General features: G+C 36.8%; 19 protein-coding genes and 2 pseudogenes. 18 read left to right on the top strand and 3 right to left on the bottom strand.

Annotation, left to right across the window (positions count from 1 at the left end):
- Window positions 1-29 precede the first annotated feature (29 nt).
- The 7 genes from V179_RS32395 to V179_RS0109130 all read left to right on the top strand — a co-directional run bounded on the left by V179_RS32395 (window position 30) and on the right by V179_RS0109130 (window position 3,421).
- Window positions 30-116, top strand: a complete 87-nt coding sequence (locus V179_RS32395; RefSeq protein WP_376766780.1) for a hypothetical protein — start codon at window positions 30-32, stop codon at window positions 114-116.
- 131 nt (window positions 117-247) lie between these two features.
- A complete protein-coding gene (locus tag V179_RS31680; protein ID WP_235179005.1) occupies window positions 248-424 on the top strand; it encodes a hypothetical protein in 177 nt (58 codons plus the stop codon).
- A 60-nt stretch (window positions 425-484) separates the two neighbouring features.
- The gene (locus V179_RS31675) at window positions 485-688 is read left to right on the top strand and encodes a hypothetical protein (protein ID WP_235179003.1); all 204 of its coding nucleotides are present in this window, start codon (window positions 485-487) and stop codon (window positions 686-688) included.
- A gap of 18 nt (window positions 689-706) precedes the next feature.
- Window positions 707-1,597 carry an alpha/beta fold hydrolase gene (locus V179_RS0109145; protein ID WP_028391178.1) on the top strand — a complete coding sequence of 297 codons (891 nt, stop codon included), beginning with the start codon at window positions 707-709 and terminating at the stop codon, window positions 1,595-1,597.
- Between the two features lie 497 nt (window positions 1,598-2,094).
- A complete protein-coding gene (locus V179_RS0109140; protein WP_028391177.1) occupies window positions 2,095-2,409 on the top strand; it encodes a hypothetical protein in 315 nt (104 codons plus the stop codon).
- A gap of 195 nt (window positions 2,410-2,604) precedes the next feature.
- Window positions 2,605-3,102, top strand: coding sequence for a hypothetical protein (locus V179_RS0109135; protein WP_028391176.1), 498 nt, complete (start codon window positions 2,605-2,607; stop codon window positions 3,100-3,102).
- Window positions 3,103-3,211: 109 nt separating this feature from the next.
- On the top strand, window positions 3,212-3,421 hold the full coding sequence (locus V179_RS0109130) for a hypothetical protein (protein WP_028391175.1): 210 nt from the start codon (window positions 3,212-3,214) through the stop codon (window positions 3,419-3,421).
- Between the two features lie 142 nt (window positions 3,422-3,563).
- Here V179_RS0109130 and V179_RS31670 read toward each other — a convergent pair whose 3' ends face one another.
- A complete protein-coding gene (locus V179_RS31670; RefSeq protein ID WP_028391174.1) occupies window positions 3,564-3,854 on the bottom strand; it encodes a hypothetical protein in 291 nt (96 codons plus the stop codon).
- A 3-nt stretch (window positions 3,855-3,857) separates the two neighbouring features.
- Window positions 3,858-3,984 (bottom strand): annotated as a pseudogene (locus V179_RS32390) (IS110 family transposase); the annotation flags it as partial.
- A 529-nt stretch (window positions 3,985-4,513) separates the two neighbouring features.
- Here V179_RS32390 and V179_RS0109115 point away from each other — a divergent pair.
- The 6 genes and pseudogenes from V179_RS0109115 (at window position 4,514) to V179_RS0109085 (ending at window position 9,714) form a co-directional block, all read left to right on the top strand.
- Entirely contained in the window at window positions 4,514-4,951 is a 438-nt protein-coding gene (locus tag V179_RS0109115) for a VOC family protein (protein WP_028391172.1), read from the top strand.
- Between the two features lie 635 nt (window positions 4,952-5,586).
- Complete coding sequence (locus V179_RS0109105; protein ID WP_028391171.1) at window positions 5,587-6,477, top strand: hypothetical protein; 891 nt, start codon at window positions 5,587-5,589, stop codon at window positions 6,475-6,477.
- A 74-nt stretch (window positions 6,478-6,551) separates the two neighbouring features.
- Window positions 6,552-6,677: pseudogene (locus V179_RS29950) on the top strand (HU family DNA-binding protein); the annotation flags it as partial.
- Window positions 6,678-6,963: 286 nt separating this feature from the next.
- A complete protein-coding gene (locus tag V179_RS0109095; RefSeq protein WP_028391170.1) occupies window positions 6,964-7,746 on the top strand; it encodes an alpha/beta fold hydrolase in 783 nt (260 codons plus the stop codon).
- A gap of 384 nt (window positions 7,747-8,130) precedes the next feature.
- Window positions 8,131-8,520 carry a MerR family transcriptional regulator gene (locus V179_RS0109090; RefSeq protein ID WP_028391169.1) on the top strand — a complete coding sequence of 130 codons (390 nt, stop codon included), beginning with the start codon at window positions 8,131-8,133 and terminating at the stop codon, window positions 8,518-8,520.
- Window positions 8,521-8,541: 21 nt separating this feature from the next.
- Window positions 8,542-9,714, top strand: coding sequence for an MFS transporter (locus V179_RS0109085; protein ID WP_028391168.1), 1,173 nt, complete (start codon window positions 8,542-8,544; stop codon window positions 9,712-9,714).
- A 508-nt stretch (window positions 9,715-10,222) separates the two neighbouring features.
- Here V179_RS0109085 and V179_RS0109080 read toward each other — a convergent pair.
- Window positions 10,223-11,416 carry a cytochrome P450 family protein gene (locus V179_RS0109080; protein ID WP_028391167.1) on the bottom strand — a complete coding sequence of 398 codons (1,194 nt, stop codon included), beginning with the start codon at window positions 11,414-11,416 and terminating at the stop codon, window positions 10,223-10,225.
- A 490-nt stretch (window positions 11,417-11,906) separates the two neighbouring features.
- Between V179_RS0109080 and V179_RS0109075 the strand changes: the two genes are divergently transcribed.
- The 5 genes from V179_RS0109075 (at window position 11,907) to V179_RS0109055 (ending at window position 17,826) form a co-directional block, all read left to right on the top strand.
- Entirely contained in the window at window positions 11,907-12,401 is a 495-nt protein-coding gene (locus V179_RS0109075; protein WP_028391166.1) for a DinB family protein, read from the top strand.
- Window positions 12,402-12,958: 557 nt separating this feature from the next.
- Window positions 12,959-13,981 carry a DUF2262 domain-containing protein gene (locus V179_RS0109070; protein WP_028391165.1) on the top strand — a complete coding sequence of 341 codons (1,023 nt, stop codon included), beginning with the start codon at window positions 12,959-12,961 and terminating at the stop codon, window positions 13,979-13,981.
- A gap of 468 nt (window positions 13,982-14,449) precedes the next feature.
- Window positions 14,450-15,145, top strand: coding sequence for a hypothetical protein (locus V179_RS27575; protein WP_051404901.1), 696 nt, complete (start codon window positions 14,450-14,452; stop codon window positions 15,143-15,145).
- Between the two features lie 185 nt (window positions 15,146-15,330).
- Complete coding sequence (locus tag V179_RS0109060) at window positions 15,331-15,885, top strand: GNAT family N-acetyltransferase (RefSeq protein ID WP_028391164.1); 555 nt, start codon at window positions 15,331-15,333, stop codon at window positions 15,883-15,885.
- A gap of 780 nt (window positions 15,886-16,665) precedes the next feature.
- Window positions 16,666-17,826 carry an MFS transporter gene (locus tag V179_RS0109055; RefSeq protein WP_028391163.1) on the top strand — a complete coding sequence of 387 codons (1,161 nt, stop codon included), beginning with the start codon at window positions 16,666-16,668 and terminating at the stop codon, window positions 17,824-17,826.
- Window positions 17,827-18,544: the final 718 nt, after the last annotated feature.

The raw sequence follows: 18,544 nt of genomic DNA, 5'->3' as shown, positions 1-18,544 counted from the left end.
CGTTTTGAAACGAATACTATTCATTTATAATGAAAGCTATGGCAGGGAACTCCCATCAATACGAAGTAGCTCTGCGGGAACTGTATGCTGGTGATTTGGATCATTTTTACCGATGACTGGGCACCTGATATCAGAAACCATATCAAAAGATTAGCCGCTAATGCATTCCCGGAGGGGAACTTATGAATGAAAGCATGTGGAGGCGTAAAGAATTTGGAATAAAAAAGGATCTACGAAAGGAGCTGCTATGACAGAATTTGAATTTAATCGTTACATCGAACCAACACAACGCGCGGGCATGAGGTTCATACAGCGAGGCATTGAGCGCAGCATCGTCATGTTGAACCTCATGCGTTTTCGTGAAGTTGGCGATTACACGGCCCATTCTGAGCTATCACCGGAGGACCCAATCCGTGGTGCCTAAGCTTTCAAACGCTATATTGAGCACACCCTACCATTTCTCCGTGAAAGCGGAGGTGAGGTGATGTTTCTTGGCGATGGCGGAGAGTTTCTTATCGGACCCGAAGAGGAAAGATGGGATCTTGTCATGATGATCCGCCAAAGCAGCTCGGAGTCGTTTCTTGCTTTTTCAAGTCATCAAGACTACATAGCTGGTATCGGGCATTGGACTGCAGCAATCGAAGATTCACGCGTTCTGCCTATGACAGAACTTTCGACATCAAAATAAAAGGAGGAGAACATGATTATGAATATTCTAAAAGTCAACGACGTCGAATTGGCCTATGACAGTTTCGGTAACGAAAATGACGAGGCTATTATCCTAATCGCCGGGCTTGGAACCCAGATGATCCGATGGACGGATTCGTTTTGTCGGATATTAGCAGCGCGGGGCTTTCGCGTAATCCGCTTTGACAATCGCGACGTAGGTTGCTCGACGCACTTTAGCCATTATCCGACGCTGGATTTTGATGCACTGGCGACTGCTCTCATGTCAGGACAGCGACCGGACATCCCTTACACTCTCGATGACATGTCCAACGACGCTATCGGACTGCTCGACGCCCTATCAATTGACCGGGCACATTTCGTTGGCAGGTCGATGGGCGGAATGATCGCCCAGATTGCAGCCAGCGAGTACCCTGAACGGGTTTTATCACTCACATCCATTATGTCCAGTTCCGGTAATCCCGCCCTTCCGCATACTGCCCCAGATGTCATGGCGATGATGACTAAACCGGCGCCGAACCCATTTGAGGATGAAGCAGGATTTTTGGCGCACAGTCTCTCTTTTGCCAAACGCATCGCCGGAACCGGCTATCCGTTTGAAGAGGATGCATATCGGACGCTCATTCTGGAGGAGGCCCAGCGAGCATACGATCGAGGCAGTGTCGGACGACAAATTGCTGCTATCGCTGTCTCCGGTGACCGTCGTCCAAGGCTGGCGACCATAAAAGTACCAGCACTTGTCATCCATGGGGTGGACGATCCCCTGTTTGTCCCGGCGTGTGGCGAGGACACGGCTTCTGCCATCCCAGGAGCCGAGCTAATGTTGGTTGACGGCATGGGCCATGACCTGCCACACCAACTGTACAGAGTAATCGTTGATGGTATAGAGCGAACGGCTCATCGCAATTGACTCGCGCTTCCTGAATAGCAACCAGCCGGAGTTCCGCGGTGTCCAATGGGGCTGAGTAGGCCCGGGGGCACAACGCTACATGAATGGCTAACGGGGGCTTTGCTAGAAGATTGTTGAGCTGTTCATTTTTGCTTTAGCGTATGAACGAACTAATTCGATCTGGTCATCAGTTATTATTAACTAATGGAATTATGGTTTTGTTGACTAGTTTGATATAAAGATATTGTTATAAGCAGCCGGAACATACAATGCAAACTACCAGATACAAGAGCTGAAAAAGACTGTTATTAGCAGTCTTTTTCATTATGCGGCTGTCGGGCAGTATTCCTTTAAAATATAATCAATTATGTAAAATAAATAAAGTATGTGAAGGAATATACTTAAACTAACGGATGCTTTAGTTTAGGTAGGAAAGACTGCTTCGGCAGCTTTTTCTTTTTCGACTGACGTAGAAGGATTGTTGAACAAGAATAAAAAAATATAAAGGGGGAGTAGATATGATTGGTTTGTTTAATCTTGGCAGCCTCATTCTTGGATTAATTGCTTGGATACTTCCTGTTGTTAATCTCATGCGATATAAAAAGCATGTCCATTGGAATTGGGTCGTTCCTTCTATTATAAGCATCGGTGCATGTGCTATTTCGCTATGCTTCCAAATTCTCTATAACTATCATCTGGTAAAGATTGAGGATTGGTCTGCTCTTATGGACACAACGGGTGCTGTGGCGTTCGTCGCAGCAGTTCTTCTCATCGTTACCATCATATTAAATGCAATTACTCTGATTGTATATCGTGACAGAACAGCAAAGTAGGGTGTCAAATTCCAGTTTGTAAGGTTAAAATAATTAATTCATAATGCAAAAGGATTAATTCACACTTTTCTTATTATGTATCGAAGATTGTGAAAGGGTGTACTTAAAGTAACTGGGCAGTATAGTGGAACAAGAGTTACAATTTATATAATAATTGAAACATAAAAGGATATGGGGAAAAAAGAGGGGGATACAGTGAAAATTGCAAAGATTACTCTATTCGTTGTTAGCATCTTAGCATTGGGAGTCTTCCTACTAGTTAACCAAATGACTCCATTCCCAGGAACTTCATCTGGAAACGGTAATCCAGCTTTGTTGATAGCTTGGATTCCAATTCCACTACTCATCTTTATGGTAATATTATGGGTTCGAATTTTTCGTGTGCATTCGATTAGGAACACTGTTTTTATCATTAGCATAGTCGGCATTCTCGTTCACTTAACTGTTGCCTTTTTTTATCAAAAAAATGAATTAAATGAATATCGCCAAGTCATAAAAGATGCATTAATAAAAAGAAACGGTGTTGCAGATGCGGAATATATTCAAAGCATTACTTCAGGATTAAGTTTTCATGTGAACAACCAGTATTTTAATATAAATACTTATTTTATGTTTGTGACCTTTTCGATTTTCGTTGCTATTGTGTATACTCTTTGGGACCATTGGGAAAAGAAGGGGGAAATCCAGAAGTAAGTGATTTTTCTTTGTCTTTTGTTAGTATACATTTACCCCTTCTTGTTTCACTAACGGGGCAGTTACTTGAGGATAGTCCTCTAATTCCAAAGGAATGAGATGAATTTATATGAAGCAGTTTGTAATAGATTTTTTTATCCTTTTTATTGGGATAATAGTGATTGGTATAATATTTGAACCTTCGGATTTACCATTTCAAGGAATAGTACGAAAAGAGGCTTTTGATTTAGATTTTAATGGGATTGTAAGAGCAATAGTAATATCTTTGATCTATTCTTTAATAGGGGCTTTTATTCGAAGGATTTTTTCGAAAAAATAGGGATTATCTTGTTCAACAACCATGAAAATAAACTTCTATAATTTAGTATAAAAGGCAATACTTAATAAGACGCAGCTCATTCATTTTTTAAAAAAGGGGAGAGCGCCTGATTCATTGATCTATTTTAGGAATATGGACTGGATTAAGATGCTTCAGGTGCTTGTAACGTAACTGAGGAGCCTAAACTTTCAAGTCTTCGTAGTGAATGTCGTACAATGGATTGTTGCCTCTGTTTATCAAAGTAGTCTTCGCCTAGATCTACATACATTTCTTTTCGGGTTAAAAGATAATAAGAGATACGTAACATGGCATGAGCGACCACAAATCCTGCTCTTTTCTTACCTTTTCGTGAGGCTGTATGTCTATACAGTGCTCCGAGATAATTTTTAGATCCACTTACAGAATGAGCTGCTACTGTTAATGCGGATCTCAAATACTTGTTTCCTTTTTTTGTATTAGCAGATTTCCTTTTTCCAGCACTGTGCCCAGGAACACATATGAGCCGCACTTGGGAATTGTTCCTTAACATTAGTCCCGATTTCGGATAAAATTTGCTCAGCCATTCTAGTAGCTATCCCAGGAATGGAATCTAACCGTTCGATATCTTCTTGATGGCTACTTACTCTTTCCGCAACTTCTTGATCCAACATCTCGATTTGCTCAGTCAAAAAATCTCTACCATGTGTGCTTCCCGTAAGGGAGCGACAGTCAGTGGTGCACCGTGGTCGTTGGAGTCAGACTAACGGATAAGCTATCACGCACCATAGTTCATCGACCTTCCTCTCCAGTCGTAGAATCAGTATTTACGGTTTTTCACCATTTTCATTCTCTGTGGTGAAGCGCTGATGTTCAATAATCAAAGGGGAACATTGAGAAAAAATAAGTGGAATGTATATGAATAATTATCCCCAATTGACACCGTTAGGGAAATGAGGAAGGAATTTAACAATAATTTAATACAAAATTAGTGAAGTGATTCTTTTTTTCACTGGCAATGCTGGTATCTTATTATTATATTAATCGTCCCTTTGTTAATACTAGAATTTGAATACATGATATTGCAAAATAACAGGAACATAGGAGGTATAAAATTTGAATATCCAAAGAATAGATCATGTGGGTGTAATCGTAAATGATCTCTCTGCCGCTAAAGAGTTTTTTCTCGATTTTGGACTTGAGGTGAAAGGGGAATGGGAAATGGAAGGAGAGTTGATGGGATATGCAGTTGGGCTTAATGACGTTAAAGTAGCGTGTGTAGGATTGGGAACGCCAGAAGGTCAGACATGGATAGAGCTAATCAAATTTTATTCGCCGTCAGATGAAAAAGATATTCAGCAACCCTTTGCAAATACACTGGGTATCCGACATATTGCATTTACTGTTGAAGATATTGAAGCTGTTGTTGCCAAATTGAAAAAGAAGGGTACGGAAATCTTTAGTGAGATACAGCAATATGAAGAAAGTTATAAATTATGCTACGTTCGTGGTCCAGAGGGAATTATTTTGGAGTTGGCTGAGGAAATCAAATAAATAATGTTAATTAAAATGAAAGTACGACTCTTTGTTACTTTCTATTTTTTTAGTTTGTGAAGATATGTACTTAAACTACCATGAAAATAAACTTCTCTAACTTCGAAAAAAGGCAATACCATAGAGACCCCTTATCCACCGTTTAATAAAATGGAAAGAGTTACATTCCCTTGATCTATGGAATGGGTTGACTGGATTAAGGTCAGTATCAGTATTGGCGCTTCCTAACTATTTTCATACTCTGTGGTGCAGCACTGATTTTGTGCTGCATGGATGAATAACGGGTAGCTTTACTTCAATAAGGAGTAGGTTTTAAGGAACAATAAAGTTATTTAAAAACGTCAGTCATTGTTATTCCATCAAGGGCGCGATTGTTGAACAGGAAGTAAAGCAGTGTAATATATTTTACTATGACAGCAGAGAATCCGGAAAATAAAATAGCTATTAAAACCGGGGTTCATAGAAGACTTCATACTAACTTATATTATGCAACTATCAACTCATTAATGTTGTATGCTGTAAATACAAAAAAGAATCTAGTCATAAAAGTTGGGTAGTAAATACATTATTATTCGTAAAAATTTGGTTAGCTAATCTTAGTAATTCATCACCATTTTAATATTAGGGGTAATAAAATGTTTGGAATGGAGATCCTGAAAGAATATAAAAAGTCATATGTCTTAGGAATATCAAATAATAAAAAGTGGACAGTGAGTAGCATTGCTTCAAAAACTGTTATATATGATTCAAAGACAAATCAAGAAATAAAGGTAATTAATTTTAAAAACGTCGGAAATGTGCTATTTAGTGATGACGATAAATATTTAATTTTAAAAAACACAAGTGGAACGTCATGGATATTTGAGACATCTGATTTTGAATTGGTAAAAAAGTTTATAACTTCTAAGAAAAATCAGTTAAAAGAAGGTAATATTTGTTTGACGAGTGAAAATGATGTATTGGTAGACATTGTCTCAACTGATAATGGAGATCAAATTGTTTTATTAAACATTAATAAGGGTAAAATTGATTATTTTTCACATAATGATGAGACACGTATTATTTTAAATCAATATATTAAAGCTACTAACACACATATTTTTACATTATTTAATAATGTAAAAGGTAATAAAATTCTTAAAGTTGAGGATATATGCAATTATCCAATTATGGAAGAGATTACTATTGGTATATGGTCAAGTGTACTATTTGATCATCTTAATAATAATTATATAATTCTTTCTTTAGACACTTTGTTGATTATGGATAGCGAAAGGAATACGAAAGAAATTAATTTGCCTATCAATCAAGAGAGCGGATATTTTACCCAGATGAATATATCTAATAATGGGAAATACTTAATCGTAAGCTACAGTTCTCATATTATGATTTTTGAGACATCTAATTATAATCTACTTAGGAGTGACTTTTTGTATTTTGTTTTAAATGCAACTTTTAGTTCCGATGATAGTATTTTGTTAATTACTTCTGCAAAAAAAGGGTATCTTTTAGAGAATAATTTATAAAGTAATACAACAACCAAAGCATCAGATTGAGATGCTTTGGTTTGTTGTATAGATATAAATTCCAAATAATACTATTTGAAGTACGTGAACGAGCAGCCTGAACAGGTAGAAACCCATAAACAGGAGAAGAGATACAAATTGCAGCATCTAAAGTACCTGCTTTTAAACCAGGTAAGGAATTAAAAGGGCTGTTAAATTAGTATTCTTTCTGTTCTATTCAACGGATGTGAATTTTATATACAATTTGATCATATATAATTTGCTTTTTGTTAAGTGACAATAAAGTAGTAAAAAAATGAGAGCTATTCTATTCAACAATCGTGCCATTTAATGGAGGAAGGCTTATTGAGCAAACGGAGAGTAAAGTTCAGTAAGCACCGTCCATTTCCACCGACACGGCTTGCTTACAAGGAATAGGTACTCACCTATGTTTGCCTAAGTGAGTATCTTATTGTTGACGTCATTTTAGTATTCGGGGGAATTGGTGTGGGATACTATGTTAGTGTAGAATCAGACGTAAAATTATATGTGGAAGATATAAATCCCAAGGGCAGTAAGACGATAGTGTTTTTACATGGTTGGCCGTTAAACCATAAACAGTTTGAGTATCAGTTTGATGTTCTTCCCGCAATGGGATACCGCTGTATCGGAATTGACTGGAGAGGGTTCGGAAAGTCGGATAAACCAATGAGTGGCTACAATTATAACCGATTGGCAGATGATATTCGTACAGTAGTTGGTGTACTTCAATTAGACAACTTCACTCTTGTAGGTCATTCTACAGGTGGAGCTATCGCTATTCGCTATATGTCCCGATATAATGGTTACGGAGTTTCCAAGCTTGTCCTTGTAGACGCTGCAGCTCCTATAGGCTTTACTAAAGAAACTGCTAATAACTTTCTTAAAGAAACCTTAAATGACCGCCCTAAAATGATGCAGGATGTAATAGATGGCTTTTTCTTTCAGTATATAACTAAACCATTCTCGGATTGGTTTTTTCTATTGGGGTTACAAGCAGCAGGTTGGTCAACAGCAGCAATCATAATTACGCTAAGAGATGAGAAGCTTTATGAGGATTTGCAAAAAATCCTTGTCTCGACCTTAATCGTCCACGGCGTTCACGACAAAGTTATTCCATTTGCACAAGCTCAGGAATTAAATCAAAAAATAAAAAATTCACAGCTTGTTCCGTTTCATTACAGCGGTCATGGTCCTTTCTGGGAAGAACGTGACAAGTTTAACCAGCTATTGAGGCAATTTATTGGTTGATAGTCCTCTTGAGCTAACGGATTTCTAATGTTCAATAAGTGTGAACTCTTTTCAACGTCCTGAATAATTCCAGAATAGAGCGCATTTCTTAAATAAGGAGGCGTTCTTTTTATCCCCCATGAACGGACTAGCTTTCTTCAAACGGGCGCTTTAATTTAACAAGTAGCTAAAAGGATCTTCGATTGGAAGATCCTTTTTCAATACCGATAAGTGACTTTATGTTAACTAGTTTTGTATAGAGTATACATTTGATTCTGTGCGATCTTATTGAACTAAAAGGGGAAGGATAGTTGAAAAAGAATTTAGATCGAAAAATTTATAAATACCCTTGACCTGGAGTTAACTCCAGCTGTTATGCTTTCAAAAGTTAAGGAGGACATTGTTATGATAATTTCAGAAGTAAGCGAAAAATTTGGTATCTCACCTGATACCCTACGCTATTATGAACGAATAGGTCTGATTCCCCCTATTAACCGTAACAAAAGTGGGCTAAGGGAATACACAGAACAGGACTGTCATTGGATTCAAGTAATTTTGTTTATGCGTGACGCAGGTATGTCTATAGAGTTGTTGCTAGAGTATGTAAAAATGGTTCATCAAGGCGATGAGACTATGCAAACAAGAAAGGAACTGTTAATTGAACAACGAAACCAGTTGGTTGCAAGAATTGAGGAACTACAAAAAACCTTGGCACTTTTGAACGGTAAAATTGAAAATTATGAAAAGTCTGTAGTTCCGAATGAAAAAAAACTGAAAAAACAAAAGAATAAGTAATAAACAGAGGAGATAAAACTTATGTCTAAACAGAATAGTTTACTTATAGTTATTTTGACCATAGGAGTTTTCGGTATCCTAACTACTGAGATGGGCGTAATTGGGATATTACCTTCAATTGCTGAGCACTTTGATATCAGTGTAGCCAAAGCAGGTCTGCTAGTGAGTCTCTTTGCACTTACTGTCGCAATATCTGCTCCTATTATGCCGATATTGTTTTCGGGAATAAATCGTAAGAAGATAATGCTACTCGTACTTGGTATTTTCGTTTTAGGTAACATTGTCTCAATATTTGCATCAAACTTTACCGTTTTGCTAATTGCTCGTGTTATTCCAGCTATTTTTCATCCGATTTATTGTTCAATGGCTTTGACAGTAGCTGCCACATCTGTTAGCAAGGAAGAAGCTCCAAAGGCTGTTTCTAAAGTAATTATGGGAGTAACCGCAGGTATGATACTTGGTGTACCAATCACTAATTACATTGCTGGTGAAACCTCCATAGAAATGGCAATGTTATTCTTTGCTATCGTTAATGCAATTGCCTTCATAGCTACATTGATATTTATTCCATCCTTACCTGTTAAAGAAAGGCTTTCTTACGGAACACAAATTAGTGTATTAAAAAAGCCCATTGTTTGGTTAGCTATTACTACTGTCATATTTATAGGTTCTGCAACTTCGAGTATTAATAGTTTCATTGCAGAATATCTTGGAACCGTAACAAATATATCGGGGGGAACCTTAACTTTAGCATTATTTTTATTAGGCTTAGCAAGTCTTTTTGGAAATTTAGTAGGAGGAAGGTTACTTACTAAAAATGCTATGAAAACTGCAACCCTTTTTCCAATCATATTAGGAATCATTCTTCTATTGTCATTCCTTACAGGGAAGTCCACTGGACCTATGTTGATAACGATTATGTTATGGGGGATATTATTTGCTATAGGAAATAATATTAATCAATATTGGATTACTTCTTCGGCTCCAGAAGCTCCTGATTTCGCTAATGGATTATTCTTATCGTGTGGTAACTTAGGGATAACGATTGGAACCGCAGTAGGTGGATTATTTATATCAGGAATGGGTACTCAATATATCGTATTAGGGGGATTACTATTCTTATTAATGAGCTTGGTATCTATTTTGCTAAGAAACTATATGTATAGCCCTACAACAAAACAACTTGCTAGCTAAGAAGTAAAGGTAAGTTTGTGAACATTTGTATTTAAACTTGCTTTAATTGAACAAGTAGCAAAAAGGATCTTCCATCGAAGATCCTTTTTCAGTACCTATAAGCAATTTTATGTAAACTAGATTTGTATAGAGTATTCATGTAATCCTTTAAGGACTTGTTCAATTAAAGGGCCATTTTGTTGATTAATTAAATTCCTATTATTTTGCTACGGTAAATATACTGTGGATATTAAAACTGGTTATTTACGCTTCCTCAACTATAGAAGCATTTTGTAACTTTATAATAAAGTTTGATCAAAAATATCTTATGAGCCTGCATTTTACGGCAAATCAAAAGAATCCATTTTGAAAAAAGTTTGTTCAAAATGGATTCTTTCTTTATCATTTCAAATGTGGTTTTTAAAAAGTTTGATCATTTTCTACCTGTGTTGCCTATAATCGCGCCCTTTAATGGAATAACATGGCCTCATTTAAATTATAATTTTACAGCTTTAATAGGATTAAAAATTTAAAAGGAAAGAGGTATTTCTTTTACCCCTCTTACAACCATACCGGGTCTCCATTCAAGTTCATTCGTATCAACTCTTAATTTGATTTGTGGAAAGCGCTGCAAGAGACTGCTGATAGCAATTTCGCCTTCTAGACGGGCAAGTGGGGCACCCAGGCAAAGATGAATTCCTTTCCCGAAAGCAAGATGAGGACTTTTCTCACGGGTAATATCAAAAACCTCCGGGTCTGTAAATTGATTAGGATCATGGTTAGCGGAATTCAGAGCGATAATCACTAAATCTCCCTTACTTATTTCTTTCCCTTTGAATTCAAAATCTTCACGTGCCCATCGGGATGTGCTAAATTCGACTGGGCCATTATACCGGAGTGATTCTTCAAGTGCTGTATGAATCATTTCAGGATGATCCTGCAAGAGCTGCAACTGATCAGGGTGTTCCAAGAAAGAGAGAATACTATTGCCAATCAGATTTACCGTCGTTTCATGTCCTGCGATAATCAAAAGTGAGACCACCCCATATAACTCTTTCTCTGTTAATTTGTCACCCTCCTCTTCGGCCATAATCAGTTGGCTAATTAAATCTTCCCCTGGACTTTCCCGGACCTTTGAAAACCGGTCTCCCAGATATTTGGTGAATTCTTGCATATGAACTGCCATATCTTTCGCATGTTCACCGTTGGTTCCTTCAATTAATGAATTTGACCATATGCGAAACTTGTCACGGTCTTCTGATGGAACACCTAAAATCTCACATATTACGATAATCGGTAAAGGAAAAGCAAGATCATCGATTAAATTCATACTATCCTTTTTGGCAATTTCGTCTAAAAGATCATCTGTTATCTCCTGAATTCGATCCCTCATTTCTGCTATCATTCGTGGCGTAAATGCCTTTTGAACAAGCCCCCGTAATCTTTTATGATCTGGTGGATCAGAAAAAAGCATATTGTGGGTAAAAATGCTATCGTATCCCTCATTTTCGCCAGTTAACTTTGAAAAATTCTTAATAAGCCTTAAGTCCTTCAGAGCTTCAATGGCATCTTCATATCGTGTAATCATCCAGCCGTACTGACCATCCGGAAGGAGGATTCTGTAAACAGGTTCCATTTCTCTCAATTTTGCATATGTAGGGTATGGATTCTTTGTGAATTCCTTCGTAAATAAAGTGTTATTAGTTAACTCATTTGAATTCAATTGAAATCTCCTCTCAAATACTTTTTTATGAACGTTCCACTATCCATTTGAAATTGACTTATTTTATTTTGCCTTCACTAGTGAGTATGTTATTCAAATGATTGTTTAGATATGTTCTAGATAAGCATTTGCCCCCTTTTGATTATAACTAGGCACCAAACTTTTAATTATTTTAACCTAATCTAAAAACACAAAAACCTAATATATTTATACTTTATGAGTTTTACCATTATGCCTTCTATTTTTTTGGTTCTGGTGCGAAATGTCTGTACCCTTGATCATCCATATATATGTTTTCTTGTTCAATAATCGGGCGCTTTTCTGTAATAAGGAACAGCGCTATTTCCATTATAGGGCCAGATTGTGGAGTAAGGGAGGTAATCAGGTGGTTCATCTTGAAATTGTAAGTTATGCCAGAACAACATGCCGCAAATGAAGTTTTGACTAAAGGGATTATCTATTAAAAGGATTAAATTGGAGGGAATAGAAAATGGATGTAAAGACACTTTTGTTACAGCAATGGGCAAGCTGCTTAGATGAAGAAGATTGGTTTCCACCACTTGAAAAAGTGCTAGAGGATATTACTCTTGAACAGGCAATTTGGAAACCAGCTGATGGGGCAATGAATTCCATTTGGGAATTAGTTTGTCATTTACTTTTCTATGAAAAGAGATTTCTGATACGATTTCTTGGTGAAACAGCAAATGAACCACAGGCAGAAAATAATGAATCTACATTTCGATTACCAACTGAGACGTTAGAAAATTGGAAGGAAACAAAACAAGAATACTTTTATGTTCATCGTGAACTTGAAAAAATACTAGCAAAATCAGAACATGAAGATTTGTATAGACAGATCCCAGGAGAAGATAATTCATTAGTGCTTGAACTGAAGAGTTTAGCATTGCATGACGCATATCATATTGGGCAAATTGTATTCCTAAGTAAAATGCAAGGAGCTTGGCCAGGGAAACGCAGCTTTTAAAAAGCTTAATTAGCTTTATAGTTATTCTACTAAAGGGGTGCGATAGTTGGACAAAGCAACGTCGTTATCTACACACGTTGCTCCTATTTAGTTTATTAGAAATACTTCTGATAAAACTCCTTCCTAAGCCGACCACTTAACTCAGCATTTATTCGGGTTGTTTCACTTTTAGTTAACTTGAAGGTGATATGCTTTTAATGTTTGTGGCGAAAATCCTTCTATTCGCTTATCCGATTCCCATGCTTGTGATAATAACAAAATACATCTCTCCCTAAAATTCTTTTTTAAAGGAATTATTGACTTGATCCTCGGTCTTGAAACCGAAGAGACTATTCAACTATCGTTGCAGTATAGTGAAAGAAGATTTAAGTATTGTGACTTAAAAACATCTACTGTATAATATAACTCTTGTTTTTCTTTTGTGATTTAGTAATCATTTAAATAAATGACCGATATTTAATGTGACAAGATCACAAGATCGAATTATATAGTATTAAGAAATCAAACATTTACCTATGTAGGAAAGTGAGTTTATATCATAAAAGGGGAACCAAGTAATGATTAGCAGATTGATTAATTATCTATCAGTACGACTATCCAGAGTGAAAAAACTTGATATTGATGTAAATGAATATTTTCCATTAACAGTTCATGATTTTAAGGAATACAAAGGGATTTATACTTCAAAACAAGATAATTTTCCCTTTATATGCCTTAGTGAAAACATGAAAATGATAGATTTTGAAGGAAAGAATACAATATTACAGAACCGAACATATATAAATGACGAAGGCTCTATTTTGTTTTCAGATGAGCTTGTTATTGGAAATAGTAAAGGTGAAGTTTTTGAGTATAGCCGATACAGAAATGGAAAACAAACAGTTCATCCAGTACCGATGGTTTATATAGATACATATAAAAAAGGCTTGTATCCAAACAACGTTTTCGTATTTAAATCGTTTGAAACTCAGTTTATAAATGACAAAGAAACGCTGTGTTTATTGGTAACAAAAAAATTTTACTCTGGATGGAGATTACAAAGGATTGAAAGATTGTATCTTTTAATGGGAGTTGGGATGGTAAAATATGAGGAAGAATCCCTTTATCCTTATAAATTTAAGCTCTCTTACAAAATATCTGAAGAAAATAGTGGTTATAGAATAATAAATCATGCTATTTTGGGGAATTTATTATATAACCCCAATTCAGAACAATTATCTGGAATGGTTCAAATTGCTTCTGACCATTGGGTGAACCTCATTATATCAACCGAAGCAGGATATAAAGAAGATTCAATTCTTAAAGTAGAAGGGGTTTTAAATGACCTTATTAAAATGGAACACACCCTCAGACATCAAATAGCTGAGGAATTATTAGTCGTACATAATGATGAATGGAGCGAAGGGGAAGTTATTACTTCAAAAGAATTTGCTGAAAGAATAAGATTAAATACCATTTCATTATTTGATGATGGAAGTATTGAGACTTATTACGATGATGGAGATCTATTTTGGGGGCATACAATTCTAGCAAGATTGAATAAAGAATTTAGGCTCGAACACGTTGATGCAATTGGTTGATTATGTAAAATTATTGTTGAATATAAGAGGAATACCTTCCATACAATATAGTAGTTAATCAAGAAGTAAAAAAGAGTTATTGATAATGGGTAATTAAATGTAAGATATCGATTATATCAGGAGTTGCAACAGCAACTCCTTTTCTAATTAAGCTAAGGATGCAGTTTAGTGAAAGAAAATGGTATGATTTTCAAAAATATTATTGGGAATAGGGTGAGGTGATAATTTGGAGATTTTTAATGCTTTCTTGAGCTGAAGATCAGAGCTGTCTTTAAGGCAGCTTTTTCTTATGCAACTAAAGGGGTAGAATAGTGGAATAATATGACAAAAACAATTGGTAATTCTGAATTAATCCATCAAAAGAGAAACTTAATTAAACTTTTACATACAACCACCAAATTATGCGAAAAGTTAAATTAATATAAAAACAAGGAATATTCTAATATAAATACCAAGGAGGAAGATCCTATGCAAGTACCTAGACAGGTGCTACAAATGCGCCTTAGTGCTTCAACTCTTGTGATCTCTGGAATCTTGTTTCTACTTTATCCAACGATACGACCCTTTTCAGATGAAACATCCTTGCAAGGTGCCTCAGCTTTCGCCTCCACCGATTGGCTTTTGGCACATATACTAGCCATTGTCGCTTTTACACTTCTACCATTAGGTTTACTTGGGCTTCACCACTCTTTACAAGGGACAGCCGTAAACTCACTTGCGTCTTGGGCGGTTGTAATGTGTTTGATAGGAATAGGTCTAACCTTGCCGTTTTACGGAGGGGAAACGTTCGGTCTACACGCTATAGGGAAAGAGGCTATAAGGCAACAGGCAGCCTCCCTTGTTAGTTTAGCAACGGTCGTCCGATCTGGTGCAGGTCTCGCAATGTTCCTTGTAGGACTCCTACTACTTGCCATTGCAGCGATTATACTTGCTATCGTAATTTGGCGGTCTGGCAGGTACCCGAAATGGAGTGGCATTCCTTTCGCCTTCGGGATGGGATTATATATTCCGCAATTTTACGGTGGACATCCGCTACGAATAGCCCACGGAATTCTGGTCGCCATAGGTTGTCTGTGGATAGCGGTAGGCTTATGGAGGCAAAGTAACCAGGATATTGATCAGAAGTTACAAATAGTCAACAAATTCGGACTAGGGAAAGGATAACATACTTTATTACTAAAGATTGTGAAGGAACGTACTTAAACTTTAGAGTGCTTTAGCTTAGGAGCGGAGCTGTCTTTAACAGGCAGCTTTTTCTTAATGCAACTATCGGGGCAGGTTAATGAAAAAAGGAAAATCATCTAGTGCGAAAGAAATTATATATAAAACAAAAGGGGGAGTGGTTTTCTATGGGGTTCATTAAACCGAAACACTTCGTCAATAAAAATGGTGAACCATACACAATAAGAACGGCATTACCTGAAGATGCGGAGAAGGTATTGAGGTTTAATCAAACCATTATTAGCGAAGCGCCTTTTTTACTTACTATGGAAACTGAATTCAAAGTATCCTATGAACAACAAAAACAATTCTTAAAACAGATTTTTGATGACAATGGAAAGCTAGCGATAATAGCCGAATATCAAAGCAATATTATCGGGTTTTTAGACTTTCATAATGGTCATAAAAAGCGAATACAACATCAAGGTTCATTTGGTATGAGTATTGCAGACAAATTTAGAAATCAAGGGGTGGGTAAAGCTATGCTAACTTTATTGTTGGCTTGGGCTAAAGAAAATCTTTTAATTGAAAAAGTTTGCCTTGAAGTATTTGCTGAAAATACGAATGCAATCTCTTTATACGCAAAGATTGGCTTTGTTGAGGAAGGTCGTAAAGTAAAAGCTATAAAAGTCAATGAAGATATATATTATGATTTAATCTCAATGGCATACTTTACGAAGTAGTAGAAAATGTTAGAAAATTCGAATTAATGGGTGGGTTAACCAATTATGCAGTGTGAAATGGCACTGATTAATTCACTAAGTGTTTACGGTGAAGGATAATACTTAAACTAACCGGTGTGTTAGTTCAACAAGCTAAAGGCAGCAATCATCATTATCTTGATATTCCACAATCGGGCGGGATTCTTCAATAAAGAAGATCGCTTTTTTCCGTTATAGGGCCAGATTGTGGAGTAACTCCTTTATAGAAAATAGGATATGTATGTTAGAGCTTAGAAGAGATTGTGAAGCTTTGTATTTAAAGTAACGCAGCAGGTTAGTTCAAGAGGAATTTGCTTATTCAAGCTCAGTTATTTATTTTCAAGTTGAAAATATTAAAGAGATTTATGAAAATTTAGTAGGTGAGGAAGTTACTTTTATCGATGAACCACATGTTGTAGCGAAAATGGGACAAACAGATGGATGACATTTTTAAAATATATAGAAAATAATTCTTGTGCTATAATATTTATTACAGAATGCATAATCAAAGGAGTATTGAAAGATTCATATATGTTCATAAAAAGAGTTGGTACCAATCCATTGATCAGAAGAGGATGTAATTGAAATTCCTAAGCGGGATTCATTATCGATTCATGTCCACGAATTATTTTTTTGTGCTTAGGCTAACTCTTTAGAGAAAAACTAGAAGAAGTTTGGAATGAATGAGAACAGACCTAGCTAAACATGGCGGGCTATTTTTTATCAAGTATTTATTTTGCTTTTTAGAGAGGGAGTTAAATTTTGGATAAACGTGTGTATATATTGGCGATTGTCTCGTTTATTGTCGGGATGGTTGAATTAATCATTGGCGGTTTACTAGATATTGTCGCGAATGATTTAGATGTGAGTCTTGGGCAAGCGGGTTTCCTTATCACTGTTTTTTCTATTGCATTCGCGTTAGCTGCACCCATATTGTTAACAGTAACTCAAAGAGTGGAACGAAAACAGCTAACTTTAATTACTTTGTTTATTTTCTTAATAGGAAATGTCATTGCTGTATTCAGCCCTTCTTATAGTATTTTACTAGTTGGGCGTATCATTACAGCTTCTAGCGGTTCATTGCTTATTGCTTTATGTTTAACGATGGTGCCAAATATTGTAACTGAACAATACCGTGCAAGGGCGATTGGAATTGTTTTTATGGGAGTCAGTGCCTCTCTTGTACTAGGGATACCAATTGGATTGATGCTTGGAAATGCTTTTGGATGGCGGGCACCCTTTATCATGATCTCCATCCTAACCTTAGTATCGATGGCGGGGGTGTTTTTCTTTCTGGAAAGAATGGCACCAAAGCCTTCTATTCCAATTGGAAGACAATTACGTACATTGAAAAATCGAAAAATTCTATTTGCCCAGGTAACTTCCTTTGTCATGTTGACGGGTCATTTAACACTATATGGATACCTAACTCCATTTTTAAAAATGAAACTAGGCCTTGATGGAACATGGGTTAGTATTGTCTATTTAATTTTTGGAATTGCGGCTGTAGTTGGCGGGGGAATTGGAGGCTTTCTGGCTGACCGTTTCGGCCCCAAGCGTACTATAATATCTGTCATTATCCTTTTTGCGGTTTCAATGTTATCAATCCCTTATACAACCTTTGCTTTACCGTTTTTCCTAATCTTGATGGTAATATGGAGTATGCTGAGCTGGGCGATCACACCAGCGATGCAAAGCTATCTGATCGAGCTGTCACCAGAAACCTCGGATATCCAGCAAGCCTTAAACAATTCGGCGGTTCATATGGGTATTGCTTTTGGTTCATTTATTGGCGGAATTGTTATTGAGCAAACCTCTGTCGAGTTCAACCCTACAGTAGGTGGTGTGCTCGTTTTGTTATCCTTAGGAACAGCTGCTCTTTCTGTCATGAATTATGGTCATCAAGAGTTCAAAAAAAGCTGATTTCCCTTTAGCATGGGAGAAAAAAGCTTTTTCCATTAATATTGTCTTAGCGTGGTTTTTTCCTTTTTGCTGGCGGCAGCCGGGTAATACCAGCGTCCGTGCAACCAGAGGCAAAGTAAATCCAATTTTGCTTATATAACCCTATGTATGTACTCCTAAGAAAGGCTTCAGGGAAAATGAAGCCTTTCTGTCATGATTAAAACGTCTGTAAATGTACACTTTTACGAACTTTTTTTGATTGTTACTTCTTTAAAATAGACTAACGGGTGCGTTAGCTGAAGATCAGAGCTGTCTTTAAGGCAGCTTTTTCTTATGCAACTAAAGGGGCAGGTGTGCGGCCGAGCATAGGTCGTATCATATAGCGGGTGGGATTCCCGTCGAGTAAGAACCAGCCATTCGCTTGTAGCGAGTCTTGGAGGGCTAAAGGTAACTTTAGTCTTTAAGCGTAGACAGTTAGGTAGCGGGCCGGAAGCCAAATGGTTGAAGGGATTGAGCTCCATAATGTTAGTAAATCGAGAGGGCTGATGCTTTACCTGCAGCAGAAAGCTACATTTTACCTTTCGTTAATGGCAAGAAGGGTAAAACCTCTCTGGAGTCAGAGACCTTGGCACGTTTTATATTGATATGATACGGAAACTCGGGAGACCCTACCGGTCTTTTCTTTTTTTAGAAGAGTATGGTCTACAAGTGATAATAAGCAAGGAAACCAAATGCCGAT

Origin of the sequence: Bacillus cihuensis, from assembly GCF_000504145.1 — a bacterium.
GTDB classification, from domain to species: Bacteria; Bacillota; Bacilli; order Bacillales; family DSM-1321; genus Peribacillus; species Peribacillus huizhouensis.
Note: the sequence above shows the minus strand (reverse complement) of the source record. Positions and strands in the feature narration are given on the sequence as shown.

Coding starts and splice junctions, on each gene's coding strand:
- V179_RS0109070 (WP_028391165.1), top strand. CDS start 12,959: ATGATTAGCAGATTGATTAATTATCTATCAGTACGACTATCCAGAGTG.
- V179_RS0109145 (WP_028391178.1), top strand. CDS start 707: ATGAATATTCTAAAAGTCAACGACGTCGAATTGGCCTATGACAGTTTC.
- V179_RS0109075 (WP_028391166.1), top strand. CDS start 11,907: ATGGATGTAAAGACACTTTTGTTACAGCAATGGGCAAGCTGCTTAGAT.
- V179_RS0109085 (WP_028391168.1), top strand. CDS start 8,542: ATGTCTAAACAGAATAGTTTACTTATAGTTATTTTGACCATAGGAGTT.
- V179_RS0109090 (WP_028391169.1), top strand. CDS start 8,131: ATGATAATTTCAGAAGTAAGCGAAAAATTTGGTATCTCACCTGATACC.
- V179_RS0109130 (WP_028391175.1), top strand. CDS start 3,212: ATGAAGCAGTTTGTAATAGATTTTTTTATCCTTTTTATTGGGATAATA.
- V179_RS27575 (WP_051404901.1), top strand. CDS start 14,450: ATGCAAGTACCTAGACAGGTGCTACAAATGCGCCTTAGTGCTTCAACT.
- V179_RS31680 (WP_235179005.1), top strand. CDS start 248: ATGACAGAATTTGAATTTAATCGTTACATCGAACCAACACAACGCGCG.
- V179_RS0109060 (WP_028391164.1), top strand. CDS start 15,331: ATGGGGTTCATTAAACCGAAACACTTCGTCAATAAAAATGGTGAACCA.
- V179_RS31675 (WP_235179003.1), top strand. CDS start 485: ATGTTTCTTGGCGATGGCGGAGAGTTTCTTATCGGACCCGAAGAGGAA.
- V179_RS32395 (WP_376766780.1), top strand. CDS start 30: ATGAAAGCTATGGCAGGGAACTCCCATCAATACGAAGTAGCTCTGCGG.
- V179_RS0109140 (WP_028391177.1), top strand. CDS start 2,095: ATGATTGGTTTGTTTAATCTTGGCAGCCTCATTCTTGGATTAATTGCT.
- V179_RS0109105 (WP_028391171.1), top strand. CDS start 5,587: ATGTTTGGAATGGAGATCCTGAAAGAATATAAAAAGTCATATGTCTTA.